The sequence below is a fragment of the Brevundimonas sp. genome (assembly GCF_035627055.1).
Taxonomy (GTDB): domain Bacteria; phylum Pseudomonadota; class Alphaproteobacteria; order Caulobacterales; family Caulobacteraceae; genus Brevundimonas.
Genome location: NZ_DASPMM010000015.1, coordinates 124,799 through 149,399, shown reverse-complemented (window position 1 = coordinate 149,399; position 24,601 = coordinate 124,799). Strand labels below are relative to the sequence as shown.

Annotated in this window: 30 protein-coding genes, 2 tRNA genes and 1 other RNA gene; 21 read left to right on the top strand and 12 right to left on the bottom strand. The window is 70.8% G+C overall.

All coding sequences use genetic code 11. The features are described 5' to 3' along the window. Positions 1–6: 6 nt before the first annotated feature. The 3 genes from VEA98_RS07485 to VEA98_RS07475 are packed head-to-tail and all read right to left on the bottom strand — an operon-like array spanning position 7 to position 2,020. Positions 7–984: an L-threonylcarbamoyladenylate synthase gene (locus tag VEA98_RS07485; RefSeq protein WP_324812453.1), complete on the bottom strand. Its 978-nt coding sequence runs from the start codon at positions 982–984 to the stop codon at positions 7–9. Next, positions 921–1,472, bottom strand: a complete 552-nt coding sequence (locus VEA98_RS07480) for a YceI family protein (protein ID WP_324812450.1) — start codon at positions 1,470–1,472, stop codon at positions 921–923. Before VEA98_RS07480 ends, VEA98_RS07485 begins: the two co-directional genes overlap by 64 nt. Beyond that, the gene (locus VEA98_RS07475) at positions 1,469–2,020 is read right to left on the bottom strand and encodes a cytochrome b (RefSeq protein WP_324812448.1); all 552 of its coding nucleotides are present in this window, start codon (positions 2,018–2,020) and stop codon (positions 1,469–1,471) included. The genes VEA98_RS07480 and VEA98_RS07475 overlap by 4 nt, the downstream gene beginning before the upstream one ends. A 123-nt stretch (positions 2,021–2,143) precedes the next feature. Here VEA98_RS07475 and VEA98_RS07470 point away from each other — a divergent pair, with 123 nt between their 5' ends. Beyond that, entirely contained in the window at positions 2,144–3,928 is a 1,785-nt protein-coding gene (locus VEA98_RS07470) for an acyl-CoA dehydrogenase (protein WP_324812446.1), read from the top strand. Here VEA98_RS07470 and VEA98_RS07465 read toward each other — a convergent pair whose 3' ends face one another. Beyond that, on the bottom strand, positions 3,929–4,747 hold the full coding sequence (locus VEA98_RS07465; RefSeq protein ID WP_324812444.1) for a serine protease: 819 nt from the start codon (positions 4,745–4,747) through the stop codon (positions 3,929–3,931). Between the two features lie 93 nt (positions 4,748–4,840). On the opposite strand from VEA98_RS07465, the gene VEA98_RS07460 reads away from it, so the two are divergent. After that, positions 4,841–7,021, top strand: a complete 2,181-nt coding sequence (locus VEA98_RS07460) for a S9 family peptidase (RefSeq protein ID WP_324812441.1) — start codon at positions 4,841–4,843, stop codon at positions 7,019–7,021. Between the two features lie 19 nt (positions 7,022–7,040). Here the strand turns inward: VEA98_RS07460 and VEA98_RS07455 are convergent, their stop codons facing one another. Then, complete coding sequence (locus VEA98_RS07455; RefSeq protein ID WP_324812438.1) at positions 7,041–7,493, bottom strand: DUF1036 domain-containing protein; 453 nt, start codon at positions 7,491–7,493, stop codon at positions 7,041–7,043. Positions 7,494–7,590: 97 nt separating this feature from the next. Here VEA98_RS07455 and VEA98_RS07450 point away from each other — a divergent pair, with 97 nt between their 5' ends. Genes VEA98_RS07450 through VEA98_RS07440 form a run of 3 tightly spaced genes read left to right on the top strand, consistent with a single transcriptional unit; the run spans position 7,591 to position 9,978 of the window. After that, on the top strand, positions 7,591–8,148 hold the full coding sequence (locus VEA98_RS07450; RefSeq protein ID WP_324812436.1) for a GNAT family N-acetyltransferase: 558 nt from the start codon (positions 7,591–7,593) through the stop codon (positions 8,146–8,148). A gap of 31 nt (positions 8,149–8,179) precedes the next feature. Next, on the top strand, positions 8,180–8,518 hold the full coding sequence (locus VEA98_RS07445) for a hypothetical protein (protein ID WP_324812432.1): 339 nt from the start codon (positions 8,180–8,182) through the stop codon (positions 8,516–8,518). Between the two features lie 56 nt (positions 8,519–8,574). Further along, positions 8,575–9,978 (top strand): hypothetical protein, encoded by a 1,404-nt coding sequence (locus VEA98_RS07440; RefSeq protein WP_324812431.1) that lies wholly within the window; start codon positions 8,575–8,577, stop codon positions 9,976–9,978. Positions 9,979–10,005: 27 nt separating this feature from the next. Here the strand turns inward: VEA98_RS07440 and VEA98_RS07435 are convergent, their stop codons facing one another. Beyond that, the gene (locus VEA98_RS07435) at positions 10,006–10,461 is read right to left on the bottom strand and encodes a response regulator (RefSeq protein ID WP_324812428.1); all 456 of its coding nucleotides are present in this window, start codon (positions 10,459–10,461) and stop codon (positions 10,006–10,008) included. Positions 10,462–10,591: 130 nt separating this feature from the next. On the opposite strand from VEA98_RS07435, the gene VEA98_RS07430 reads away from it, so the two are divergent. Then, a complete protein-coding gene (locus tag VEA98_RS07430) occupies positions 10,592–11,197 on the top strand; it encodes a sensor histidine kinase (protein WP_324812425.1) in 606 nt (201 codons plus the stop codon). Positions 11,198–11,242: 45 nt separating this feature from the next. Here VEA98_RS07430 and VEA98_RS07425 read toward each other — a convergent pair. Then, positions 11,243–11,316: transfer RNA gene (locus VEA98_RS07425), tRNA-Gln, on the bottom strand. Positions 11,317–11,472: 156 nt separating this feature from the next. On the opposite strand from VEA98_RS07425, the gene VEA98_RS07420 reads away from it, so the two are divergent. Next, a tRNA-Pro gene (locus VEA98_RS07420) sits at positions 11,473–11,549 on the top strand. 64 nt (positions 11,550–11,613) lie between these two features. On the opposite strand, the gene VEA98_RS07415 is transcribed toward VEA98_RS07420, so the two are convergent. Both VEA98_RS07415 and ilvC read right to left on the bottom strand, forming a co-directional pair. Further along, complete coding sequence (locus tag VEA98_RS07415) at positions 11,614–12,510, bottom strand: AprI/Inh family metalloprotease inhibitor (protein ID WP_324812422.1); 897 nt, start codon at positions 12,508–12,510, stop codon at positions 11,614–11,616. Positions 12,511–12,562: 52 nt separating this feature from the next. Further along, positions 12,563–13,582 carry a ketol-acid reductoisomerase gene (gene ilvC / locus VEA98_RS07410; protein WP_324812420.1) on the bottom strand — a complete coding sequence of 340 codons (1,020 nt, stop codon included), beginning with the start codon at positions 13,580–13,582 and terminating at the stop codon, positions 12,563–12,565. Between ilvC and VEA98_RS07405 the strand changes: the two genes are divergently transcribed. From VEA98_RS07405 to VEA98_RS07370, 8 genes are all read left to right on the top strand, one after another. Next, entirely contained in the window at positions 13,581–14,129 is a 549-nt protein-coding gene (locus tag VEA98_RS07405) for a DUF924 family protein (protein ID WP_324812417.1), read from the top strand. The genes ilvC and VEA98_RS07405 overlap by 2 nt on opposite strands. A gap of 556 nt (positions 14,130–14,685) precedes the next feature. After that, positions 14,686–15,543, top strand: a complete 858-nt coding sequence (locus VEA98_RS07400; RefSeq protein ID WP_324812415.1) for a thymidylate synthase — start codon at positions 14,686–14,688, stop codon at positions 15,541–15,543. A gap of 237 nt (positions 15,544–15,780) precedes the next feature. Then, complete coding sequence (locus VEA98_RS07395) at positions 15,781–16,080, top strand: phosphoribosyl-ATP pyrophosphohydrolase (RefSeq protein ID WP_324812412.1); 300 nt, start codon at positions 15,781–15,783, stop codon at positions 16,078–16,080. Beyond that, complete coding sequence (locus VEA98_RS07390; protein ID WP_324812410.1) at positions 16,077–16,505, top strand: hypothetical protein; 429 nt, start codon at positions 16,077–16,079, stop codon at positions 16,503–16,505. Before VEA98_RS07395 ends, VEA98_RS07390 begins: the two co-directional genes overlap by 4 nt. Before the next feature lie 3 nt (positions 16,506–16,508). Continuing rightward, positions 16,509–17,024, top strand: a complete 516-nt coding sequence (locus tag VEA98_RS07385; RefSeq protein ID WP_324812408.1) for a dihydrofolate reductase — start codon at positions 16,509–16,511, stop codon at positions 17,022–17,024. A 15-nt stretch (positions 17,025–17,039) separates the two neighbouring features. After that, entirely contained in the window at positions 17,040–17,360 is a 321-nt protein-coding gene (locus VEA98_RS07380; RefSeq protein WP_324812406.1) for a YbjQ family protein, read from the top strand. Next, complete coding sequence (locus VEA98_RS07375) at positions 17,357–17,755, top strand: hypothetical protein (RefSeq protein ID WP_324812404.1); 399 nt, start codon at positions 17,357–17,359, stop codon at positions 17,753–17,755. The genes VEA98_RS07380 and VEA98_RS07375 overlap by 4 nt, the downstream gene beginning before the upstream one ends. Before the next feature lie 63 nt (positions 17,756–17,818). Next, positions 17,819–18,331, top strand: a complete 513-nt coding sequence (locus VEA98_RS07370) for a hypothetical protein (RefSeq protein WP_324812402.1) — start codon at positions 17,819–17,821, stop codon at positions 18,329–18,331. A gap of 1 nt (position 18,332) precedes the next feature. On the opposite strand, the gene VEA98_RS07365 is transcribed toward VEA98_RS07370, so the two are convergent. Next, on the bottom strand, positions 18,333–19,424 hold the full coding sequence (locus VEA98_RS07365) for an Mrp/NBP35 family ATP-binding protein (RefSeq protein ID WP_324812400.1): 1,092 nt from the start codon (positions 19,422–19,424) through the stop codon (positions 18,333–18,335). Between the two features lie 114 nt (positions 19,425–19,538). Here VEA98_RS07365 and miaA point away from each other — a divergent pair, with 114 nt between their 5' ends. Together miaA and VEA98_RS07355 are read left to right on the top strand one after the other, a co-directional pair. After that, positions 19,539–20,420, top strand: coding sequence for a tRNA (adenosine(37)-N6)-dimethylallyltransferase MiaA (gene miaA, locus VEA98_RS07360; protein WP_324812398.1), 882 nt, complete (start codon positions 19,539–19,541; stop codon positions 20,418–20,420). A 48-nt stretch (positions 20,421–20,468) separates the two neighbouring features. Beyond that, positions 20,469–20,957: a nuclear transport factor 2 family protein gene (locus VEA98_RS07355; RefSeq protein WP_324812396.1), complete on the top strand. Its 489-nt coding sequence runs from the start codon at positions 20,469–20,471 to the stop codon at positions 20,955–20,957. On the opposite strand, the gene copD is transcribed toward VEA98_RS07355, so the two are convergent. Then, the gene (copD, locus tag VEA98_RS07350) at positions 20,954–21,862 is read right to left on the bottom strand and encodes a copper homeostasis membrane protein CopD (RefSeq protein WP_324812394.1); all 909 of its coding nucleotides are present in this window, start codon (positions 21,860–21,862) and stop codon (positions 20,954–20,956) included. The two genes, VEA98_RS07355 and copD, sit on opposite strands and share 4 nt — an antisense overlap. A gap of 1 nt (position 21,863) precedes the next feature. Continuing rightward, positions 21,864–22,226, bottom strand: a complete 363-nt coding sequence (copC, locus tag VEA98_RS07345; protein WP_324812392.1) for a copper homeostasis periplasmic binding protein CopC — start codon at positions 22,224–22,226, stop codon at positions 21,864–21,866. 106 nt (positions 22,227–22,332) lie between these two features. On the opposite strand from copC, the gene ssrA reads away from it, so the two are divergent. From ssrA to VEA98_RS07325, 4 genes are all read left to right on the top strand, one after another. After that, positions 22,333–22,696, top strand: a transfer-messenger RNA (tmRNA) gene (ssrA, locus tag VEA98_RS07340). Between the two features lie 82 nt (positions 22,697–22,778). Beyond that, positions 22,779–23,264, top strand: a complete 486-nt coding sequence (locus tag VEA98_RS07335; RefSeq protein WP_324812390.1) for an SspB family protein — start codon at positions 22,779–22,781, stop codon at positions 23,262–23,264. A gap of 42 nt (positions 23,265–23,306) precedes the next feature. Next, positions 23,307–24,086 (top strand): C13 family peptidase, encoded by a 780-nt coding sequence (locus VEA98_RS07330; RefSeq protein ID WP_324812387.1) that lies wholly within the window; start codon positions 23,307–23,309, stop codon positions 24,084–24,086. Then, complete coding sequence (locus VEA98_RS07325) at positions 24,083–24,511, top strand: GFA family protein (protein WP_324812384.1); 429 nt, start codon at positions 24,083–24,085, stop codon at positions 24,509–24,511. The genes VEA98_RS07330 and VEA98_RS07325 overlap by 4 nt, the downstream gene beginning before the upstream one ends. The last annotated feature ends 90 nt before the right edge of the window (positions 24,512–24,601 follow it).

Here is a 24,601-nt window from a genome sequence, read left to right as displayed (position 1 = left end):
TCGGCCTTAGCCGACATACCCTGCCGCGCGCTTCAGCCGGTCGTTGATCGCTTCGCCCAGGCCGTGCGCCGGGATGGGCGACACCGCGATGCCCGTCGGCTTTTCGCGGTCGGCTTCGCGCAGCATCCGGAACAGGTTGGCCGCCGCCTCGCGCAGGTCGCCGGAGGGGCTGAGGCTCCAGCGGCGGTCGCCCACGCCGGGGCCGAAGCCGAGCAGGATTTCGCCCTCCCCCGCCGCCTCGGCGTTGATCCGAACCGGCGCGTCCGGGGCATAGTGCAGCGCGGTGCGGCCGGGGGAGCGATGCCCCTCCCCACCCGCATCGAGCGGACCGACCACGGCCTCGATTTCCTCGCGGGTGACCGAGCCGGGGCGAAGCAGGGCGACGCGGCCGTCCAGCACCGAGACCACCGTGCTCTCGACTCCGACCGCGCAGGGGCCGCCGTCCACGGCGTCGGCGGCGGCGAAGCCGGTCTCCTCCAGCGCGTCCTCGAAGGTCGTCGGACTCGGCCGGCCCGAGCGGTTGGCCGACGGCGCAACGACCGGCTTGCCGAAAGCCGAGATCACCCCCCGCGCCCGGGGGTGACCCGGCACCCGCACGGCGACGCTGTCCAGTCCGGCGCGGGCAAGGTCGCAGACCCGCCCACGGTCCCGCACCGGCGCGACGATGGTCAGGGGACCCGGCCAGAACGCCTCGGCCAAGGCTCGCGCCCGGGCGTCAAACACGGCGATGCTCTCGGCCGCCACGGCGTCGGCGACATGGGCGATCAGCGGGTTGAAGCGCGGCCGGCCCTTGGCCTCGAAGATGGCGGCGACAGCGGCGGCGTTCCCGGCGTCGGCGGCGAGGCCGTAGACCGTCTCGGTCGGCAGGATGACCAGACCGCCGGCGGCCAGCGCCTCGGCCGCCTGGGCGTCCGTGGCCCCTAGGCCCGCCGCGCCTGCAGCGAAACCCGCACCGTCACTTCGCGGCCGACCATCCTGTTCCACGCGCCTGCGGTTCCTATTCCGAATTCCGTGCGGTCGAGTGTGAACGCGCCGGTCAGATGCGCCCGGTCGCCGGTGACGCGCAAGTCCAGCGGAAAGCTGACGGGGCGGGTCCGCCCCTTCATCGTGATGTCGGCCCTGGCCGAGTACCGGTCGGCGCTGACGGATTCCAGCGAGCGGAGATCGAAGCGGATGACCGGATGGCTGGCGCTGTCCAGCATGCCCGGCCCGGTGGCGCGACGGGTCAGGGACCCTGAACCCATGCGCAGGGAGGCCGCCTGAACCACCACGGTCGCCCGCGTCCGCCCGGGGGCCGCGGGATCGAAGGTGATGTCGCCGCGCCAGTCCTCGAACTGTCCGCGATGCGGGACCCCCAGCGCCCGCACCGTCAGTTCGATGCTCGAGGCGTCGCGGATCACCACCCATGGCGTCGGCGCGGCCCCGGCCAGTCCGAAAGCCAGAACGCCGATGAGCAGCGCGCGGCGCCTCACGCGCGGCGAGGAATCAGCGGGATCATCCTGTGCAGGACGTTGTCGCGGTCGACGAACTGGTGCTTCAGCGCCCCGAGAATGTGCAGGACGACCAGGGCGATCAGCAGCTTCGCCGCCGTCTCGTGCAGGTCCATCAGGTCACGCGCCGTGTCGCGGCCCCCGCCGATGGGCAGCGCCGGCCATTCGAACAGGCCGAAGAAGAGGATGTCCCGACCGGCGGCCGAGGAGGCGGCCCAGCCGACCAGCGGCATGGCGATCAGCAAGACATAGAACAGCACGTGGGTCGCCCGCGCCGCCAGCTTCTGCCAGCGCGGCGTCTCGGCGGGCAGCGGAATGGCCGGATTGGCGATGCGCCAGCCCAGCCGGATCAGAGTCAGCACCAGGATGCTCAGGCCCACCGACTTGTGGATGTTGACGAACTCGCGCGAGATCGGGCCGTCGGTCGCCTCATGGGCCTGGATCAGGATGATCTGGGTCACGACCAGCGCGGCGATCAGCCAGTGCAGGATCAGCGAAACGGTCGAATAGCGGTTGCGCGGCTCGGCCACGGTCTTCCTCCCTCTCAGGCGCCGCCCCAACCTGCCCCAGACCAAACGCTTCGCCAAGCCGCGCCTTGCCTGACCCCGCGGCAAGGCGGCATGAACAGGCGCACAGTTTCGAGAGCCGAGCCGATGACCTACCGCGCCCCCGTCCGCGACCTGATCTTCACCCTGACCGAAGTGGCGGGGATCGATGCGGTTTCCGCCACGGGGGCCTTCCCGGACTATGACGCCGAGGTGATGGCGGCGGTGCTCGAGGCCGCGGGTCAGTTCTCCGAGGGCGTGCTGGCGCCGCTCAACCGGATCGGCGACCAGAAGGGCGCGGCCTACGCCAACGGTTCGGTCACCGCCGCTCCCGGCTTCGCAAACGCCTACCGCCAGTTCGCCGAGGGCGGCTGGACGGGCCTGTCCGCCCCCGCCCACGCCGGCGGCCAGCAACTGCCCAAGGCGCTGGAGCTGGCGGCCTATGAGACCGTGCACGCCGCCAACATGGCCTTCGGCCTGTGCCCCATGCTGTCGCTGGCGGCGATCGAGGCGCTGGAGGCGGTCGGGACCGACGCCCAGAAGGCGACCTACCTCTCGAAACTGGTGTCCGGCGAATGGACCGGGGCCATGGTCCTGACCGAGCCGCAGGCGGGCTCGGACCTCGGCGCCCTGACCGCCACGGCGGTTCCGAACGGCGACGGGACCTACGCCCTGACCGGCCAGAAGATTTTCATCACCTGGGGCGACCACGACGCCACCGACAACATCGTCCACATGGTGTTGGCCCGCCTCCCCGACTCCCCGCCGGGGCCGAAGGGCATCAGCCTGTTCCTCGCGTCCAAATACCTCGTGAAGCCGGACGGGACGCTGGGCGAGCGCAACGCCTTCCGCCCTGTCGGAGTCGAACACAAGCTGGGCATCCACGCCTCGCCGACCTGCGTCATGGCCTATGAGGACGCCACCGCCGAGCTGGTCGGCCAGCCCAATCAGGGCCTGGCCCATATGTTCGTGATGATGAACGCCGCCCGGCTGGCCGTCGGCGTCGAGGGCGTCGGCATCGCCGAGCGCGCCTACCAACAGGCGCTGGAGTATGCACTCGAGCGGCGCCAGGGCCGGTCGGCCTGGACCGGCGAGGCCAACGCCCCGATCATCGACCACCCCGACGTACGCCGGACCCTGTCGGTGATGAAGGCCAGGATCGCCGCCGCCCGCGCCATCTGCCTGTCGACCGGCGTCGCCGCCGATCTGGCCAAGCACGCGGGCACGGAAGAGGAGCGCCGGCGCTGGAAGGGCCGCGAGGACCTGTTCACTCCCATCGCCAAGGCCTGGTCGACCGACGTCGGCGTCGAGGTCGCCTCGATGGGCGTTCAGGTCCACGGAGGCATGGGATTCATCGAGGAGACCGGCGCGGCCCAGCACTATCGCGACGCCCGCATCGCCCCGATCTACGAAGGCACCAACGGCATCCAGGCCATGGATCTGGTCGGGCGCAAGCTGGGTCAGGACGGCGGGCGGTCGGCGCGCGAGCTGATCGCCGACATGAAGGCGACGCTGGCCGTGCTGCCGCGGCTGTATTCCGGCAAGCCGGTCGAACGGTTCGCGAATGCGATCGAGGCCGTCGAGGACGCCACCCTGTGGCTGCTGGACGCCAAGGCCGACCCGGCGCGGGCTGCTGACGTGCTGGCCGGGGCCGACGCCTATCTGAAGCTGCTCGGCGACGTGGTCGGCGGCTGGATGCTGGCCAGGGGCGCCCTCGCCGCGGGGGTCCGCCTGGACGCCGGCGACGGCGATGCCGCCTGGCTGCAAGGGCGGATCACCCTCTATGAGGTCTACGCCGCCAATGTCCTGGGTCACGTCTCCAGCCGGTTGGCCGCGGTCGGACAGGGCGGCGACCTGCTGGAGCGGATGAGCGCGGAGGTGCTGGCCGGCTGATCAGGGTCCCGCGGGCGCGTCCAGCAGGGCGATGGTCTCGCGCACATAGGCGGCGTGGGCGACGATGCCGATGCCGAGGGGCTCGTCGCCCGGTCTCACCTCCGACACCAGCACGCCTGCGATGAAGGGATGTTCGGGCTGGATCGCGCCTGGAGCCTTGCGCGCCGCGGGCGTCCAGAACACCGGCCCGCCCGAGTTGCCGGGGAAGACGGGAAAGTCGAGCAGGAACACCGGGAACGACTCGATCGGCGTCAGCGGCCACGAAGCCACTCGCCCGACACGCAGGATCGGAAAGCCCGCTGTGTTGGACGAATAGCCGCGCGGATATCCGAGGGTGAACAGTTCGTCGCCCGGGCCGACCTGCCAGGCGTCGAGCGCCTCGGCTTCGGCGAGCCAGCCGAGGGGAATGGCGGCGCGGGCGAAGACCGGCGGGGCCGAGACCTCCATCACCGCGATGTCGCGCACCGGATGCCGGGTCCAGACCGGATCCCCGTTCTCGCGCCGGATGCGGAGCGGCTCGGGCGCGAACTTCCAGCCGCCCTCCGGCATCTGCACCCGCCAGCCGATGCGCGCGTCCGGCGAGGCCATGCCGTTCAGCACATGCTGGGCGGTGACCAGCACTGTGCGCGGCGTTCCGTCGGGACGCGGCGCGTCGATGAGGAACCCGGTCCCGACCCGCCGCGTCGACGGATCGGCGTTGCGCTGGTCCAGTTGAACGGTGGCGGCGATCAGGCCGACCGTCAGGTCCCAAGCGGGCGCGGTCAGCGCCGGCGGAGGCGTCTCCTGAAGGGATTCGGGCGGGATCTGGAGATCGAACATGGCGAGATGACGCGGCGGCTCTTTGTTCATTTGACGGCGGCGGCGTCGCTCGCACAAGGTCCCGTCCTGTTGCGCAAACGGGGGGCCTGTACGATGAACCGCCGCGACCTGATCGCCACCGCCTCCGCCGCGCTGGCGGCGACCGCCCTGCCCGCCCGGGCGAACTCCACCGGAGCCTCGATGCCTCAGACCGCCCCCGTCCCGCCCGTCGCGAAGAAGATTCCGGTGCGGATCGAACAGCTGGGCCGCGTCCGGGTCGACGACTATCAGTGGATGAAGGACGACAATTGGCAGGCCGTCCTGCGCGACCCGACCCTGATCAAGGCCGACGTCAAGGAACACCTGACCGCCGAGAACGCCTACCGCGAAGCGATGATGGCCTCGACCCTGCCGCTGCAGGCGCAGATGTTCGAGGAGATGAAGGGGCGCATCAAGGAGGACGACAGCTCGGTGCCGTCACCGGACGGGGGCTGGGAGTACTACACCGAGTACCGGACGGGCGATCAGCACCCGCGGTTCATGCGCAAACCGCGCACCGGCGCCGGCGACCCGCAGCTGCTACTGGACGCCAACGCCCTCGCCGCCGGCAAGGCCTATTCCGAGGTCAGCGCCGCCGAACACAGCCCCGACCACGCCCTATTCGCCTACGCCGAGGACGCCCAGGGCTCCGAGGTCCACCAGATCTTCGTCAAGGACCTGAGCTCCGGTGAGGTGCTGCCCGATCCCATCGGCTCGGCGACCGGCAATTTCACCTTCTCGCCCGACAGCCAGTGGGTCTTCTGGACCAACCGCGACGACAACGGCCGGCCCGACAAGATTTTCCGCCGCCCCGCCCGCGGGGGCGAGACGACACTCGTCTACGAGGAAGCCGACGAGGGGATGTTCATCAGCGTCGGCCGCACGTCCGACGACGCCTTTGTGGTCATCTCCATCGCCAATCAGGAGACCTCGGAAGCCCGCGTCATCCCCGCCGCCGACCCGACCGTCGCGCCGCTGGTGCTGGAGCCGCGGCAGGTGGCCCGCCTGTACGACGCCGACCACTGGGGCGACCGCTGGGTGATCCGCACCAACGCCGACGACTCGATCGACTTCAAGATCGTCGAGGCGCCCACCGCCAGCCCCGGCAAGGCCAACTGGACCGACCTCGTCCCGCACACGCCGGGCCGCTACATCGAGGGCGTGGCGCTGGTGAAGGACTTCATCGCCCGCCAGGAACGCGCCGACGCCAACACCCGCATCATCATCCGCGACCGCGCCGGCGCCGAGCACGAGATCGCCGTCGACGAACCGGCCTATTCGCTGTCCCTCGGCGGTGCGTCCGAGTTCGACGCCTCGATCATGCGCTACGGCTACAACTCGCCCTCGACGCCGACCTCGACCTACGACTACGACCTGAAGACCCGCGAGCGGACCCTGCGCAAGGTGCAGGAGGTGCCGTCGGGGCACGACCCGGCCGACTATGTGGTCGAGCGGCTGAACGCCCCGGCTTCGGACGGCGAGCTGGTGCCGGTGACGGTGCTGCGCCGCAAGTCGACGCCGGTGGACGGCTCGGCGCCGCTGCTGCTGTACGGCTACGGCTCCTACGGCATTCCGATGCCGGCGAGCTTCTCGACAAACCGGCTGTCGCTGGTGGATCGGGGCTGGATCTACGCCATCGCCCATATCCGCGGCGGCTCGGACAAGGGCTGGAACTGGTTCCTCAACGCCCGCAGGATGACCAAGAAGAACACCTTCACGGACTTCATCGCCGCGGCCGAACACCTCATCTCCACCGGCTACGGCAAGGCCGGGCACATCGTGGCGCAGGGCGGATCGGCCGGGGGGCTGCTGATGGGAGCGGTCAACAACCTGCGGCCCGACCTCTGGGCCGGCGTGATCGGCCAGGTGCCGTTCGTGGACGTGATCAACACCATGAGCGACACCAGCCTGCCGCTGACGCCGCCGGAATGGCCCGAATGGGGCAACCCGATCGAGGACCCCGACGCCTACGACTACATGATGAGCTACAGCCCCTACGACCAGGTCGAGGCCAAGGCCTATCCGGCGGTGCTGGCCACCGGCGGGCTGTCAGACCCCCGCGTCACCTACTGGGAGCCGGAAAAGTGGGTGGCGAAGCTGCGGCCGGCCACGACCTCAGGCAGGCCGGTGCTCCTGAAGATCAACATGGAGGCCGGACACGGCGGGGCGTCAGGCCGGTTCGACTACCTGAAGGAGGTCGCCCACGACTACGCCTTCGCGGTATGGACGATCGAGAAGGGCTGGGAGCGGACCTGACCGCCCCCGCTCTGCCCCGCTACGGATTCAGGGTCCAGGTATAGGCGCCGACATCATCGGCGTGCATGGCCACGAAATTGCGGATTTCGTAGTCGACGGGGCAGGAGTCGCTCCCATCGGACCAGAAGGTGTAGGGGCCCGGATACTGAACACACAGCGGGTGGTTGCCCGACCATGTCCGGCCCGAACCGTCGAGCGTGTCGCCGTACATGTAGAAGTTGGCGTTGTCGGTGCTGACGATCGCCTGGCAGGTTCCGTTGGCGACCTCGAACCAGCCGCGGTTGATGAACTGGCCTGAGCCGACCTCGACATAGGAGATGGCGACCGTGCCGTTGCGACCGCTCTCGTTGCAGACCTGAATGTCGACCGTCGCGGAGGTGGACTTGTTCGGCTTGACCTGGGCGGCGGCGACGGCCGGCGCGAGCGCGGCCAGGACTGCGCCGGCGAGGGCCGCAGCAAGGTTCGATTTCATGTCTCTGGTCTCCCCCGAATTCAGCCGCCAGAGTATCACAGGTCGCGGACGAATCCACTGACGGCAGCTGAGGCCGGGGCAAGCAGGGACTGACCAGATGACCCTCACGATCCGCGACGCCGCCGAGACGGACCTTCCCCGCGTAGCCGCCCTTTACGGGCGGGAGGTGCTGAGGGGCACCGCGACCTTCGAACTTGAGCCTCCGGGGCCGCAGGAGATGGCGCGCCGCTTCGCCGCCGTGAAGCGGCACAACCTGCCCTGGCTGACCGCCGAACTGGACGGCGCCTTCGCCGGCTACGCCTATGCCTCGCCGTTCCGGCCGCGGCCGGCCTACCGGTACGGGGTCGAGGGATCGGTGTACATCGAGGAGGCGGCGCGCGGCCACGGCGTCGGCCGCACCCTGCTCGACGCCCTGATCGGGCGCGTGCGCGCGATGGGGCTGCGCCACGTGATCGGCGCGATCAGCGACAGCGACACCAGCGCCGCCTCCATCGCCCTGCACCGGTCGCTCGGCTTCCGGGAGGCCGGCGTTTACCGGCAGGTGGGGTGGAAATTCGAGCGGTGGCTGGACGTGACCCTGATGCAGCTCGATCTTGCACCTGAAGGCGCGCCGCCCGGGGCGCCGGGACTCGACCTGACCGGCGGTCTGGCTTGAAGCCACGGACCCCAGCGCCTAGTTGGACGGGATGCGCGCGCTCCACGCCTTGATGATGCTGTTCGGCGCCCTGGCGGTGCTGATGACCGGCGCTGTTCCGGCGAGCGCGTGGGCCGACACCTCATCGACCCCGCCCTGCCATGAGACGGCGATGGCTCACGGCGGGGCCGAGACTCCGTCGCCGGCGTCGGACACGGCGATGACGGGTCTCGACTGTTGTGTCGCCTGCGTGGCCGCGCCGGCGCTGCCAATCCCGGACCGCGCCCGTCTGAGGTCGCCACAGCCCGCGCCGGCCGCGCCGGCCGTCACTCTCCTTTGCGGCGAACAACCAGCCCCTGAACCGCATCCGCCCCGCGCCGACCTCCTCTGAAAGCCAACCTGCGCGGCGACCGCCGCGCGAGATTTCAGCTAGTTCAGGAGGCCATGATGGCTGCCCGCTCCTTCGCGCCCTTCGTCGGCGCATCCCTGCTCGCCCTCGCCCTCCCGGCGGCGGCGCAGGATCATTCACATCACCCCGCCCCGCCGGCCCGGACGCCGGCGACCGCCCAGCCGCAGACGCCGCCGTCCACCCCGCCGCCCGCTGATCCCCATGCCGGCCACGACATGTCCAGCATGGCCATGTCCGACGGCGACGACATGCTGGACGATATTGTCCAGCGGAGGCCGACGAGCGCCCTCGGCCACTGGCCGATGACCCGGGACGCCTCCGGCACAAGCTGGCAGCCCGACCTGTCGGAGCATGGCGGCGTTCACGCGACGCGCGGCGACTGGTCCCTCATGGGCCACGCCCAGTTCACCCTGGTTCACGACCGGCAGAACGGCTTGCGCGGCGACGACAAGACCTTCGTCGACGGCATGATCATGGGATCGGCCCGGCGCGACTTGTCCGACGGCTCGACGCTCAACCTGCGGGCCATGCTCAGTCCCGAGCCGTTGATGGGCAAGACTGGCTTCCCGCTTCTGCTCGCGGCCGGCGAGACAGCGGACGGCGCAACGCCCTTGGTGGACCGCCAACATCCGCACGACCTGGTGATGGAGCTGTCAGCCAGTTACGCGCGGCGGCTGAGCGACACGGACAGCGTCTTCGCCTACATCGGCCTTCCGGGGGAACCGGCCTTCGGACCGCCCGCCTTCATGCACCGCATGAGCGCCATGGACAGCCCCGAGGCGCCGATCACCCATCACTGGCTCGACTCGACCCACATCGTCTTCGGGGTGGCGACGCTGGGCTGGGCTCACGACGGCTTCAAGCTGGAGGCGTCGTCGTTCCGCGGCCGCGAGCCGGATGAGAACCGTTACGACATCGAGAGCCCCGAACTGGACAGCTGGGCTGTGCGAGCGTCGTGGAACCCCTCGCCCGAATGGTCGCTGCAGGCCTCGTACGCGGACGTGACCGCGCCGGAACAACTGGAGCCGGACGAGGATGAAACCAAATGGTCGGCGAGCGCGATCCACACCCGCAGGCTGGGTCTTGGCGGCTGGTGGTCATCGACCCTGGCCTGGGGCCGCAAGACCAATGACCACGACGAATCAAAGGACGCCTGGCTGCTCGAGACGGCGGTCAGTCCTGACGACCGGTGGACCCTGTTCGCCCGGGCGGAGCGGATCGAGACGGACGAGCTGCTGCCGGGTCCCGGAGGCGGCCACGGCGAGCTCCACACCGTGTCCAAGGCCTCCGTCGGCGCGGTGCACGACTGGCGGTTGAGGGACAATGTCCGCTTCGGCGTCGGCGCGCTTTACAGCCTCAATCGCGTCCCCGCTGCGCTGGAGGCCGCTTACGGCGGCGATCCGGACGGCGGGATGGTCTTCATGAGGCTGAAGATCGACTGACCGGTCCTCGCGCCGCGCTGGCTCCGGTCAGTGCGGCGCGATGTCCTCCGGCGGGGTGGTGAGCCAAGGCGCCAGGCGGAAGCGACGGGGCGGATCGCCGATGGTGCGGTGGTGAATGAACTGGCGGGCGAAATCGACGACAGCGCGGATGGTGTGTTCGTCGAAGGGCTTGGACACCGCGCCGAGCGCCCCGGCGAACCCCTCCGGGATTTGTTCGGGGTTGGCGGTCAGGAAGACGACGGCGGTTCCGTAGTCGCTGACCAGCCGCTGGGCGATCCGCGGGCCCGTCATGCCGTCCAGAAGGTTAATGTCGATCAGGGCCAGATCGGGACGTTCGCGGTCGGCGATGGTGAAGGCGCTCGCCTGATCCATAGCGCAACCGACGACGTCGCAGCCGGATTCGCCCAGCACCAGCTCCAGTTCCATGGCCAGGAGAGCCTGGTCTTCCACGATGATGACCCGCAGGTCGGGCGGCTCGGACACGATGGTTCCCCCGAACGCTAACCAGACCCGTTTACCAGCGCTGTGTCCGATAGCGGACGGACAAACGCCTGATTGGCTATTTGGTTCTGTGTGGAGTAGAAAAAGCCGGGGCTTTTCAGTGTCTGGGGGAATGATGGCCACGGTCGCCGGGGACGGCATCGTCGAATTGCAACGCCGGTTGCTGGGGGGCTACCAGCTGCTGCAGACGCTGGTCGGCATCCGCCTGCGCTGCGTCACCGACCCCGAGAGCGTGCGCCACCTGACCTGGCTCAGCGACGTCACTGCGGCGATGGAGTTGATCAGCCGGCGGATGACGGTCGAGGGTCCGCTCGACTTCGGCGGCTACCTTGAGGATGTGGCGGCCTTCTGGACCCGGGCCTGCGAGGGGCGGCCGGTTCGGCTGGACGTGCGCGGCCAGTCGGCCCTGCTGCCTGACAGCCACCTGCTGCCGCTCGCCATCATCACCCACGAGCTGATTTCAAACGCCTGCCGTCACGCCTTCCCCGACGGGCGGCGCGGCTCGATCGCGGTGGCGTTCTCGCGCGCGGTGGGCGGCGTCAGCCTCGTGGTGCGCGATTCGGGGATCGGAGCCGAAACCCTGGAGCCCGGAGAGGGCCTGGCGTTGGTCAAGGGCCTGGTCGAGCACCTGGGCGGCTCAATGACCATCGAGACCGCGCCAGACGCCGGCGTCGGCGTCCGCATCCGCCTGCCGCTGGAATCGCTGCAGGCGCACTGAGGCGCGTTCCGCAGGGCCGTTGGCTGTGCTGTCAGGAAAGGCGGATGGCTGGGGAACTAGGACTCGAACCTAGAATGACGGTACCAAAAACCGGAGTGTTACCATTACACCATTCCCCAGCAGGTCCGGCGTTCCCCGGGGCGGAGCGCCGGGAGGCGTGCGAGATACGACAAGGCCGCGGGCGATGCAAGACGCGGATTCCAGACTATTTCGCAGCGGGGCGTTTCCCCGCTTGCGGGGGGCAAACCCCGTCGCTATAAGCCCGCTCCTCAAGTCGGAGTGTGGCTCAGTCTGGTAGAGCACTGCGTTCGGGACGCAGGGGTCGCAGGTTCGAATCCTGCCACTCCGACCATTCATTTCCCGAGACCCTGAAGCGATGGCGGCGAGACGATGGTCCGCCCCGCCGCTGGCCCGGATCAACGATACAGCACGACCTCGGCGCCCTCCTCCGTGCGGCCGCTGAGACGCGAGGGGCCGCCGCGCAGGATGGCCACCGTCGCGCCGCCGGCCTTGTAGAGCGCCACCCGGCCGTCCTCGAGACGCCAGGTCGACACGAACATCAGGTCGCCGAAGCAGCCGCTGGCCGAGGCCCCGAGCGCGCCGAAGGACGGATTGGTGGTCAGGCGCAGGGTGCATTCGCGGCGGTGGCCGGTGTTGGTGGTCTCGATGTGCTTCCAGGCGCCGGAATAGTCTTCGGCGGAGAGGCGGGCGCTCCAGCCGCCGCGGTCATCGCGACGATCAAGGTCGCCGGCCGTCGGGCCGGGGCCGGCGTCGCCTTCGCGGGCGAGGGTCAGGCCGTCGCCGATCAGCCGGCCCTCGACCATCATCAGCCGCATCGGGTCCTGGTCGCCGGCGCCGCGGAACAGCAGGGCCTCGCCGTTCTCGACCCGCCAATTGCTGATCCGGGCCAGACGCGCCGGGCAGCCTTCGGCGCCGACGCCACGCACGCCGAGGAAGGCGCGGTCGCGGAAGGTCAGGCGGCAGTCGCCGACATCTCGGCCGCCGTCGTCGGCGACCCAGACGCCAAATGCGTCCTCGGCCCGGATCCGCTCGGCACGGCGGCGGAGCGCCCGCGACTCAGGGTCGGCGCGGTCTTCCAGCGCCCCGACCAGCGCGCCGATCGCGGCGTCGGCGTCGACCGAGATCGATCCGCCGACGGTGGTGCTGCGGGTCACGCTGCGGGTGGTGTCGCCGTCCTGGGTGGTGGTGGTCTCAGAGCGCGTGGTGGAGCGTTCGATGGACTGGGCGAGCCCGGGCGAGGCCGCCGCGACAACGGCGGCGGCGGCGGCGAAGACGGCGATGGATCTGGACATGGCACCCCACTGACAAAACAGGGGGCGGAAGCTAGCAAACCACGGTCAAGGTTCAACCTTCGGATGCGCGGCGGGCGACCTGTTGGAGATGGGCCCCGACCGCCTCGATGGGGCGCCGGCCGAGAGCCTTGCGGCGGGCCAGCAGGTCGGGGGAGCCGGCGTCGTAGTCGGCCATGAGCTGTTTGACGAAGGCGCCGGAGCGGACCTCGGCCAGCACCTCGTCCATGGCGGCCCTGGAGGCTTGGCCGATGACGCGGGGACCGGTCAGATAGGCGCCGTATTCCGCCGTGTTGGAGATGCGGCCGAAGGCGCCGGCGATGCCCATGGAGAACATCAGGTCGGTGACCAGCTTGACCTCGTAGAAGCATTCGAACCACGCCACCTCGGGCGGGTAGCCGGCCGCGACCAGCTTGCTGAAGGCGGCGTCGATCAGCTCGCCGACCCCGCCGCAGAGGACGACCTGCTCGCCGAACAGGTCCGATTCGCATTCGGCGGCGAAGGTGGTCTCGAGGATGCCCTTGCGGCCGCAACCGAGCGCCGCCGCGTACGACAGGCCCAGAGCGTGGGCCTCGCCGCTGGCGTCCTGATGCACGCCGAACAGGGCGAACACACCCTCCCCCTCGACATAGAGGTCGCGGATGCGCGGCCCGATGCCCTTGGGCGAGGCGAGGATGACGTCGAGGTCGGAGCGCGGCTGCACCAGGCCGAAGCGGACCGACAGGCCGTGGGCGAAGACCAGGGCGGCGCCGGGCTGCATGGCCGGAGCCAGCTCGTCGCGCCACAGGTCGCGGTGAGCCTCGTCCGAGACCATGACTGCGACGACGTCTGCGCCGGCCGCGGCCTCGCCGGCGGTGAGGACGGGGAAGCCGTCGGCCTGGGCCTTCACGCGGGTGGCGGAGGCGGCCTTGAGGCCGACGACGATGTCGGCGACGCCGGAGTCGCGCAGGTTCAGCGCATGGGTGCGGCCCTGGCTGCCGTAGCCGATGACGGCGACGCGCCTGCCGCGGATGATCGACAGATCGCAGTCTCGGTCATGGAAGACGGGCAAGGGCGTGCTTAGGTGTTCGGTCATGAGCACAGACATAGCGCCTTCCGACGTGGTCGCCTTCTGGAAAGAGGCGGGCCCGAAGATGTGGTTCGCCAAGGACGAGGCCTTCGACGCGCGCTTCCGCGAACGGTTCGAGGCCGCGCATTACTCGGCGGCGCGGCGCGAGCTGGATTCCTGGGCGGAGACGCCGGAGGGGGTGCTGGCCCTGCTGATCCTGCTGGACCAGTTTCCGAGGAACTGTTTCCGGGGCACGGCCCACGCCTTCGCCACCGATCCACTGGCGCGGATGTTCGCGGCGACGGCGCTGGACGCGGGGTTCGACAAGGCGGTGGAGAACGACCTGCGGCGGTTCTTCTACCTGCCGCTGCAGCACGCCGAGGACCGGGCGCTGCAGGACCGGCAGCTGGCCCTGTTCCAGACCATGGAGCGGCCGGCGGACGACCGCTGGGCCGAGCACCACCACGCCGTCATCGAACGCTTCGGGCGGTTTCCGCACCGGAACCGGGCGCTGGGGCGGGAGACGACGGCGGAGGAAAAGGCCTTCCTGGAGGCGGACGGGTTCCGGGGCTGAGCCGCCCCCGGCGACGACCGGCGGATCGGGTTTTACCCGGATGAAATGCAAAAATGCAGTGCGAAGCGTCCGTAGAGTCCGATGCGTCCGTAGAGTGCATAGCGTCCGGACCGTCCGGTGAAACGATGCGCCTGGGACGGCGCTCGGGGGTCTGGTTGTCAAAGACCGGCGGCGATCCGCGCATTATGGGCCCGCCGCTTCCTGCGGCGGGTTCAGGACGCTGGCGCGGAGGGGATGCTTAGCGGAAACAGCGGATTAGCTCTGCGGATTATGGAGGCTGAGGCCGGATTTGCAGCGCAGCAATTGCGTTACCTCCCCATTCGCGAAGGCGAATGGGGAAGGACCGATCGCGAAGCGATCAGGCGGGGCCGCAAGAGAGTACGGCGCCAATCCCCCCGCACCGCGCCGCCCCCTCCTGGTCGCTGCTTCGCATCGACCTGTCCTCCCCATCCGCCTTCGCCGATGGGGAGGTGAACGGGGGACGGAATGCGTTGAGCTGTGGGCAAGACCGGCCGGAGGCTGCCGCGGCCTGCGAATCAGCGGCATCCTTCCCGCCATGAACGCCGTCGCCACCCTCGCAGAGCTGCAGGCCCGCACCGGGGCCGTCGCGGCCGATCATCCCGAGTGGCAGTATCTCAACCTGCTGCGCGACATCCTCGACAACGGGGCGCGGCGCGACGACCGGACGGGGACCGGGACGCTGGGCGTGTTCGGGCGGCAGATGCGCTTCGACCTGTCGAAGGGCTTTCCGGTCCTGACCACCAAGAAGCTGCACCTGCGCTCGATCATCGTCGAGCTGCTGTGGTTCCTGCGCGGCGAGACCAATATCGGCTGGCTGAAGGAGAACGGGGTCAGCATCTGGGACGAATGGGCCAACGCCGAGGGCGAGCTGGGGCCGGTCTACGGCAAGCAGTGGCGGTCGTGGGCCGCGCCGGACGGACGGGTCATCGACCAGATCGAGAAGCTGATCCACGGGCTGAAGACCAATCCGAACGGGCGCCGGCACATCGTGTCGGCGTGGAACCCGGCGGATGTGGACGACATGGCCCTGCCGCCTTGCCACTGCCTGTTCCAGTTCTTCGTCGCCGAGGGGAAGCTGAGTTGCCAGCTGTATCAGCGGTCGGCGGACGTCTTCCTGGGGGTGCCGTTCAACATCGCGTCGTATGCGCTGCTGACCATGATGGTGGCGCAGGTGGTCGGGCTGGAGCCCGGCGAGTTCGTGCACACCTTCGGCGACGCGCACCTGTATCTGAACCACGTCGAGCAGGCGGAGACGCAGCTGGCGCGCGAGCCGCTGCCGCTGCCGGCGATGACCATCGCGCCGAAGGACGACCTGTTCGCGTATCGGGTCGAGGACTTCGTGCTTGAGGGCTACGAGCCCTGGCCGCACATCAAGGCGCCGGTGGCGGTCTGACCCGACCGTCTCCTCCCCGCCGCGAAGCGATGGGAGGGGGACCATCCGGAGCCGCAGGCGCAGGATGGTGGAGGGGTCGAGCGGCGCCCCCGACGCAAGACCACGACGATGCGCGCGGTTCCGTCGCCGGAGCGCATACGATCCTCCTTCACCCCTCCACCGCTTCGCGGTCCCCCTCCCCATCGCTGCGCGACGGGGAGGAGACAGGGGCGGCGTCGAGTCTGTAGAAGCGCCGTCATGAATCTCTCCGACCTCACCGCCGACGTCCTGCGCATCTCCGACATCTATGCCCGTGAACACGGCATCGACCGGTCGGGGGACTGGGCGCTGCTGAAGGTGCAGGAGGAACTGGGCGAGCTGACCGCCGAGCACCTGCGGATGAGCGGGCGGGCCCGGGGCGCGGCGGATGCGGACAAGCTGGGCGACGAGGCGGCGGACGTGCTGGGTATGCTGCTCATCTATTGTCAGGGCGCGGGGGTGGACATCGAGGCGGCGATGCAGCGGAAATGGCTGCACTGGCTGGAGAAGACCTCATGATCGCGCCGCTTTTCGCCACGCTCGCCCTGGTCGCGGCGCCGCAGCAGGCGCCGGATCTGACGACGGTGGTCCGAGCCACGCTCGAACACTGCGTCTCGGGCGGGCCGGCGGGGGGCGGCATGGTGACGGACCTGTCCGACGCCGACTATGCGCAGCCGTTCCGCAACGAGCATGTATGCGGGCTGATGGCCGAGGGCTGGACCGGCGACGACGGGGCCATGGCGGCGGCGGCGCGGGCGGCGGTCGGGGCCGAGGAGCCGGAATGGACCGGGACGGTGCGCGAACTGCAGGTCAATGAATCGGGCCCGGCGCTGTGGACGCGGCTGGAGCAGGTCGAGGGCTGGGCCCCCGCCTCGCTGCTGATCATCGAGCCGCGGCCGGGCGAGCGCGGCGACGTCGAAATCCATTTCGATCCGGCGGGCTAGACCATGCCCCTGCCCCATCTCGCCCTCGTCGTCGCGCGGGCCCGCAACGGCGTCATCGGCCGTGACGGCGGCCTGCCGTGGCGGCTTCGCTCGGACCTGCAGCGGTTCAAGGCGGTGACCATGGGCAAGCCCTGCATCATGGGGCGGCGGACGTGGCAGAGCCTGCCGCTGAAGCCCCTGCCCGGCCGGCTGAACCTGGTGCTGTCGAAGGACGAGTCGTTCGAGGCGAAAGGCGCGGTGGTCTGCACCACGCTGGACGAGGCGGTGGAGATCGCACGCGAGCAGGCCATGGACGACGGCGTCGACGAGGTCTGCGTCATCGGCGGAACGGCGCTGTTCGCGACGGCGCTGCCGCGGGCGAAGCGGCTGTACCTGACCGAGGTCGCGGCGGAGCCGGAGGGCGACGCGGTGTTCCCGGCGTTCGACGAAGCGGCCTGGGTCGAGGTATCGTCGGAGGCGGTTCCGGCCGGCGAGAAGGACGACCACGATTTCGTCTTCCGGGTGCTGGAGCGGCGCTGAACAGGAGCTTCCGCCATGCTGATCGTGACCACCAACGACGCGCCCGGATACCGGGTGGTGAAGACGCTGGGACTGGTGCGGGGGATCACGGTGCGGTCGCGCAACGTCATCTCGGACGCCATCGGCGGGCTGCAGTCGATGCTGGGCGGGCGTGTCGGGGCCTATGTGAAGCTGGCCGAAGCGTCGCGGGCCGAGGCCTATGAGGAGCTGGTCGCCCACGCCCAGGGGATGGGCGCCAATGCGGTGATCGGCATGCGCTACGAGGCGAATGAGATCATGGAGGGCGTCACCGAGGTGCTGGCCTATGGCACGGCGGTGGTGGTGGAGCCGGCGTGATCCGCCCCGGGCTGGCCGTCGCGGCGGCCCTGACGCTGACGGCCGCGGCCTGCGCGGCGCAGGAACCGCCGGCCGCGCCGGCCGGACCTGTCGTCGCGGCCGACGGGGACACGCCGCCCGACCGCCCGACGCTGGTCGTCTGCACGACCATTCTCGGCACGATGAGCAACGCCATGCTCGAGGGACGGGCGACGGGCGACCGGGCCGCGGTGCTGGCGGGCTACGCCGCCTATGGGCGCAAGGCGGCGGCGGCCCTGGGCGATGTGGAGAGCCGGCAGGCGATCGGCAGCTCCTACGCCTTCTACGACTCGCTGACGCCGGGCCAGTTGGCGGCGGCGGCGGACATGTGCCTGCGGGCCGTCGACCGGGACTTCGCCGAAGACGACTGGTGGTGACCGGGGTCCGGGTGTGCGAAGGTCGCGGCGCCCGGAGGACCGGGCGGGGTCGGGGGACTTGAGATGGGCGTTCTGAGCTGGCTGACCGGCACGCGGGCGGCGCCCGCGGGCGTGCCGCGCGAGTCCGCGGCGGCGCTGCGCAAGCGGCTGCTGGGGCTGAACCGGGAGACCGCGCCCTTCGTCGTTCGCGACGGCAAGGCGGAGGGCGTCGACCTGGTCGCCGAATGGAAGATCGTCGATGCGCAGTGGTACGAGATCTTCGCCAAGGCGGGGATCCAGCGCGTGTTCAAGGTGCTGATGAAATTCGACGAGGCGCGCGGCGTGGTGCGTTCGGCCGACCAGGAATGGTCGGTGGAATGGCGGGCGGGCGTGCCGGAGCTGAGCCTCGCCGCATCCGGCTTCCGTGGCCAGTCGTGGGAGATGAGCTTCGAGAGCGTCCACGCCTTCCGCGAGGACGGATCGTGGGGCGAGGTCTACAGCTACCGCTTCAACACCAGCGAGATCAAAGGGCCGCTGCACAAGGCGGCGGCCGAGGGCGGCTGGGGCTGGAAGGGCGTCTCGTTCGGCAGGCTGTGAGCTAGACGCCGAGGACGTCCGCCACGCGGGCGGCGACGACGGCGAAGCGGCGGGCGGTCTCGCCGTCCGGCTCGGAGGAGACCAACGGCGTTCCGGCGTCGCCCGCCTGGCGCAGGGCGGCGTCGAGGGGGAGGTCGCCGAGGAAGGGGACGCCGAGGCGTCCGGCCTCCGCCTCCGCTCCGCCGCGGCCGAAGACGTCGCCGCTCATGTTCTCGATGAGCCCCAGGGTCGGAACCTTGACCTTCCGGAACAGGGCGTGGGCGCGGCGGGCGTCGGCGAGGGCCACCTCCTGCGGGGTCGAGACGATCACCGCGCCGTCCAGCGGGGTCTTCTGGATCAGGGTCAGCTGGACGTCGCCGGTGCCGGGCGGCAGATCGACGACGAGGACGTCGAGCGGCCGGTCCTCCGTGCCCCAGCGGGTCTGGGTCAGCATCTGGGTGATGGCCTGGGAGGCCATGGGGCCGCGCCAGACCATGGCGTCGGTCTTCTCGGTCAGCAGGCCGACGGACATGACCCTGAGGCCGTGGGCCGCGTGCGGCTCCATCATGCCGTCGCGGTATTCGGGCTTGCCGGAGACGCCGAGCATGGTCGGCAGCGAGGGGCCGTAGACGTCGGCGTCGAGCACGCCGACCGACAGGCCGCGGGCCGCCAGGGCGGCGGCGAGGTTGACGGCGACGGTGGACTTGCCGACGCCGCCCTTGCCCGAGGCGACGGCGAGGACCCGGCGGACGTGGGCGGGGCGCTCGGTCGGGACCGGGGCGTTGGGGCGGATCTGGTGGACGGCCTGGGGCGACAGGCCGGCGGTCCTGAGGCGCGGCTTCTGCACCGCCTCGGCGGTCAGGACGACGGAGACGCGGGCCATGCCCGGCAGGGCCTTGAGCGCGGCCTCGGCGGCGTCGCGGACCGGGGCGTAGGTCGAGGTCTCTCCGGGCGGGACCTCCATGACGAAGCCGGCCCGGACGCCGTCGGCGGCGGGGGCGACGGTCAGGCCCTGCACCAGCCCCGCCGCAGCCAGCCCCTGCCCGCTCTTCGGATCGGTCACCGCGTCGAGGGCGGCGAGAACCTGGGCGCGATCGGGGGTTGGATGGGACACGGCGGGGGACTCCTGTGGTGCGTCGGGCTTGCCGGGCGCGAGGCCGGCGTTCTATCGCCGATATAGGTCATCCCCGCGAGCGCCGATTTGTCCCAGATCACATCCCGACCCGCCGTGACGCTGCTGGCCGGCCCGACCGCCTCGGGCAAGTCGGCGCTGGCGCTGGAGATGGCGGAGCGGACCGGGGCGGCGATCGTCAACGCCGACAGCCAGCAGCTGTACGCCGACCTGCGGGTGCTGAGCGCCCGGCCGTCGACCGGGGAGGAGGCGCGGGCCGAGCACCGGCTGTACGGCGTCGCCGACGCGGCCGAGGCCTGGTCGGTCGGGCGCTGGAGCCGGGCCGTCATGCCGGTGCTGGAGGACCTGGCGGCGGCGGGACGGCCGGCCCTGCTGGTGGGTGGCACGGGCCTGTATTTCACGGCCCTGACCAAGGGCTTGGCGGATGTTCCGGATGTGCCGCTGGAGGTGCGGGAGGCGGCGGGGGCGCTGTACGACCGGCTCGGCGAGGCGGCGTTCCGGGCGCGGCTGGCGGCGGTCGACACGGCGGCGGCGGCGCGGATCGAGGCGGGGGACCGGCAGCGGCTGACGCGCGCCTGGGCGGTGGCGGAACACACCGGACGGGCGCTGAGCGACTGGACGGCGGAGACCACGCCCCTGCTGGCGCCGGGGTCGTGGACGGGGCTGGTGCTCGAGCCGGACCGGGCGGCGCTGTACGCCCGCTGCGACGCGCGGGTGGCGCGGATGGTCGCGGACGGGGCGCTGGACGAGGTGCGGGCGCTGGTGGCGCGCGGGCTGGACCCGGCCCTGCCGGCGATGAAGGCGGTGGGGGTGCGCGAGTTCGCGGCGCATCTGGCCGGCGAGACGACGCTGGAGACGGCGGTCGAGGCGACGCGGCAGGCGACCCGCAACTACGCCAAGCGCCAGCTGACCTGGTTCCGGAACCAGACGCCGGAGTGGACGCGGGCGCCGGCGGCCGACGCGCAGACGACGGGCTGACAGGCCGGGCAATCCGGCTAGGGTGGCCGGACGTCTTCGGAGAGCCCCATGTCCCGCCCCTCTGTCGCCCTCGCCGCCGTCCTGCTCGCCCTCTCGGCTGGTCCGGGGCTGGCTCAGCATGGGCACGATGCGCCGCCCGCCCGGGTCGCGCCGGCGGCGGGCGAGGCGGCGGCGGCGGTGGACGCCTTTCACGCGGCCCTGCGGGCGGGCGACCGGGACGCGGCGCTGGCCCTGCTGGCCGAGGACGCGCTGATCTTCGAGGCGGGCGGGGCCGAGCGCTCGAAGGCCGAATACGCCTCGCACCATCTGGAGGCCGACGCCGCCTTCGCCGCCGCCACCGAGGACGCCGTGACCCGGCGCTCCGGCGACGTCTCGGGCGATGTGGCGTGGATCACCAGCGAGGGCCGGACCACGGGCGCGTTCAACGGCCGGCCGGTCGACCAGATCACCACCGAGACCATGCTGCTGCGCCGCCACGCCGACGGCTGGCGCATCCAGCACATCCACTGGTCCTCGCGGGCCGCGCGGGCGGACTAGAGGGCGGCGGGCGGCGGCAGCAGGCCCATCACGGCGACGAGGCCCAGGACGATCAGCCCGAGGGCGAACTCGACGGCCAGGGTGCGCCGGAGCCGGGCCAGATGCGGCGCGGCCGAAGCGCCCGCCGCCGACAGGCGCGGCGCCAGTCGGTAACGGTGCAGGACGGCCAGCGTCACCATGCCGGCGAAGGCCGCCAGCTTGGCCGCGAGCAACAGGCCCCACGGCGTCCGCGGCGCCGCCTGCAGGCCGTCCGGCCCCACCAGCACCCAGGCATTGACCAGGCCGGACAGGACCAGGACGGCCACGGCGACGGCGCCGACGTTGGCGAAGCCCACGAGGGCGGCGGCGAGCGCTTCGGCGGAACCGTCCGCTCCGTGCCGTCGGCGCGCCAGGACGACGAAGGCGGCCAGGGCGCCGATCCAGATCAGGGCGGCCAAGGCGTGGACGATGTCGGCGGCGAGATGGGGCCAGCGCCACGCCCCCTCGGTGGCTCCGCCGTGCCCGGTCCAGGCGAAGGAGGCGGCGATCAGCACGGCCGGAACGATCAGGCTCCGCCACAGGACGTCGCCCCGGAGAGCCAACGCCAGCAGCAGGGCGAGGAGGGCCAGGGCCGCCCGCACGACATAGGCGGCGCCGAGGCCGGTCCCGGAGATCACGAAGCCGAGGGTTTCGGGCTTGACCGCCTCGGCCATCGACCCGGCCATGACCGCGGTCTGGGCGACGAGGGCGGCGAGCGTCGCGACCAGCAGGACGGCGGCAGCGGACAGGGTCAGGATTTCCGCCCAGCGGGGCCGGACGCCGGCCATGGCGGCGTGGCTGTAAAGCATGAAGGCGGGGACGCCGAGGACCATGGCCGCCGCCGCGTACTGGATCACACGCAGCCCGATCAGCAGGACCTCGGTCATCTCACCGGACGGTGAAGCCGTAGGAGCCGGTGATGCGGTGGCCGTCGTGGGTGGCGATCCGCCAATTGACGGTCCAGGCGCCCGCCGCAAGCGGCCGGAGCGGGCGGGCGGACAGGGTCTTGCCGTCCTCGCTGACGGTGGCCCGAACGGCCGTCTCGCGCCCGGCCGCGTCGACCAGGTCGAGGGTCGAAAAGGCCGGGACCATCCGGTCGCTGAAGGTCAGGGAGATCACGCCCGGCGCGGCGACGATCGCATCGGCCGCGGGAGTTGAGCGCACCAGCCGCGCGTGGGCGGAAGCGGCGCCGGCCGGGGCGGCGACGGCCAGGATGACGGCGGCGGCGGCGAACAGACGATGATGGGCCATGACTCTCCTGACTATGCCGGCGGGCTGTTGTCCAGCGCGAGCACGATCGCGAAAGCCGCGGGCCCGGACGGCCGTCGTCGAGGCGGCGCGGTCCACGCACCGCGAACCCCTTGGAATGACAGGCTCCATAACCTATATTGGAGGGGTCCGGGTTCGCCCGGACTATGGCGATAAACGCGCCTGTAATAAGCGGACCGGACCCGGGTGCGATTCCCGGCGGCTCCACCATTTCCTCCCGTGTATCGGCGGGCGGTGCGGGGCCGACTAGCATCGACGGACGTGTAAAGAGGACTGCTTTCGCCCGTCCTGGCCCACCGTATCGGGCCTTTAACTAACTGCGAACGATAACTTCGCTGGAGAAGTCGCTCTCGCCGCGTAAGCGGTTCGGGTGATTTCGAACACTTAAGTCCTCGGGGATCAGTTCCCGGGGCGGGGCCGCCAGGGGGCCTGCCAACAGAACCCCTGGCACTTTCCCTCCAGTTTACCGTCTCGCCATCTTCCGCCCGCGCCGCCGCGCGTTTAAACCCTCCGACTGCAACGCCGAGGGACCCGATGGCCGACGAGACCCCGCCAGTCGACGAGATGCACTACGAGCAGCTGGCGCAGGACGCCCTGCGCGGCGTCATCCGCTCGGCGCTGGAGCGCGCGGCCATGCCGGAAGGCATTCCGGGGGCGCACCATTTCTACATCACCTTCAAGACCCGCGCGGCCGGCGTCAGCGTCCCGCCCGACGTGCTGGCCAAATATCCCGACGAGATGACGGTGGTGCTGCAGCACCAGTACTGGGACCTGAAGGTCGAGACCGACCGGTTTTCGGTGATGCTGAAATTCGGCGGCATGCCGAAGGTGCTGTCGATGCCCTACACGGCGGTGACGCGGTTCTACGACCCGTCGGTGCAGTTCCTGCTGCAGTTCGAGACGCCGCTGATCGAGGAGGCGGCGGCCGAGGCGCCGGAGCCGGAAGCCGCCGAAACGCCGCCCTCGAACGGGGATGACGGGCCCAAGGTCGTTTCGCTGGACCAGTTCCGCAAGAAGTAGGCCTTTTCCACCGCGCCGCTTGCGCTAACTTCGACCCCGGACGTGGGCGAGGCGCGCATGGGTCGGGGATTATTGCTGCTGATACTGACGGTGTCGCTGGCGGGGGCAGGCTCCGCCTGCGCCCAGAGTCCGGCGGCGCAGAGCCGTTTCGAGGGATGGGCCGCTGCGGTCATCGCCGGGGACTGGCGCGACGGCGGCGGGAGACCCATCGACGCCTTCGACAACGCCCGCCGCGACGTGACGAAGGGCCTGATCGAGGCCGGCCTGCCGCGCGAAAGCCTGGTCGACTATTCACTGAGGCCGGACGCCGCCGACCCCGTCACGGCGGCCGAGGCCCTGGCCGGCGTGGCCGAGGCGACCAGCCGGACGACGCGCGGCTGCCTGTTGTATTTCACCTCGCACGGCTCGCCCGATGGGTTGGTGTTCGGACCGGCCGCCACCATCACCCCGGCCGCGATGGCCGTCCTCGTGCGGCAGTGGTGCGGGACCCGGCCGACGGTGGTGATCGTCTCGGCCTGCTATTCTGGCGTCTTCACCACGGCCCTGGCCGCTCCCAACCGGATGATCCTGACCGCCGCCCGTCGCGACCGGACCTCGTTCGGCTGCGGCGCCGAGGAAACCTGGCCGTGGTTCGACGGCTGCATCATAGAGAGCCTGCCGGCCGCGACCGACTTCCTGGCGCTGGCCGCCGCGACACGAGCCTGCGTGGCCCGCAAGGAGCAGGCGGCCGGGATCACGGTCCCGTCCGAGCCTCAGCTGTTCGTGGGACCGGAGATGCAGCTGCGCCTGCCGACGCTCCGCTTCCAGCGGGGTGCGGGATGACCTTGAGCGTGGACCCTGACGGCTGGTCCCCCGCGGCCTGCCACTGCGGCGCGGTGCGGTTCCGCGTACGGCTCAGCGAGGGGCTGGCCAGCGCGCGGCGCTGCGACTGTTCGCTGTGCCGGATGCGCGGCGCCGTGGCGGTGACGGCGGGGCTGGACGGGGTCGAGGTGCTGGAGGGCGCGGAGGCGCTGGGCGAGTACCGGTTCAACACCGGGACGGCGCGGCACTTCTTCTGCTCGAAATGCGGCATCTACACGCACCACCGGCGGCGCTCGAATCCGGATGAGTACGGGGTCAATGCGGCGTGCCTGGAGGGGGTGAGTCCGTTCGACTTCGCGGAGGCGCCAATCAACGACGGGGTGCATCACCCCAGCGACGGCGGGGGTGGCGTGGTCGGGGTGTTGAGGTACATCCCGACCAGATGAAACGTCATCCTCGGGCTTGAGCCGAGGATCAGACGGCGGGCCGAACTGTGCGCCCGAGGCGGCCCGCAGACCGATACCGCTTCGTTTGCA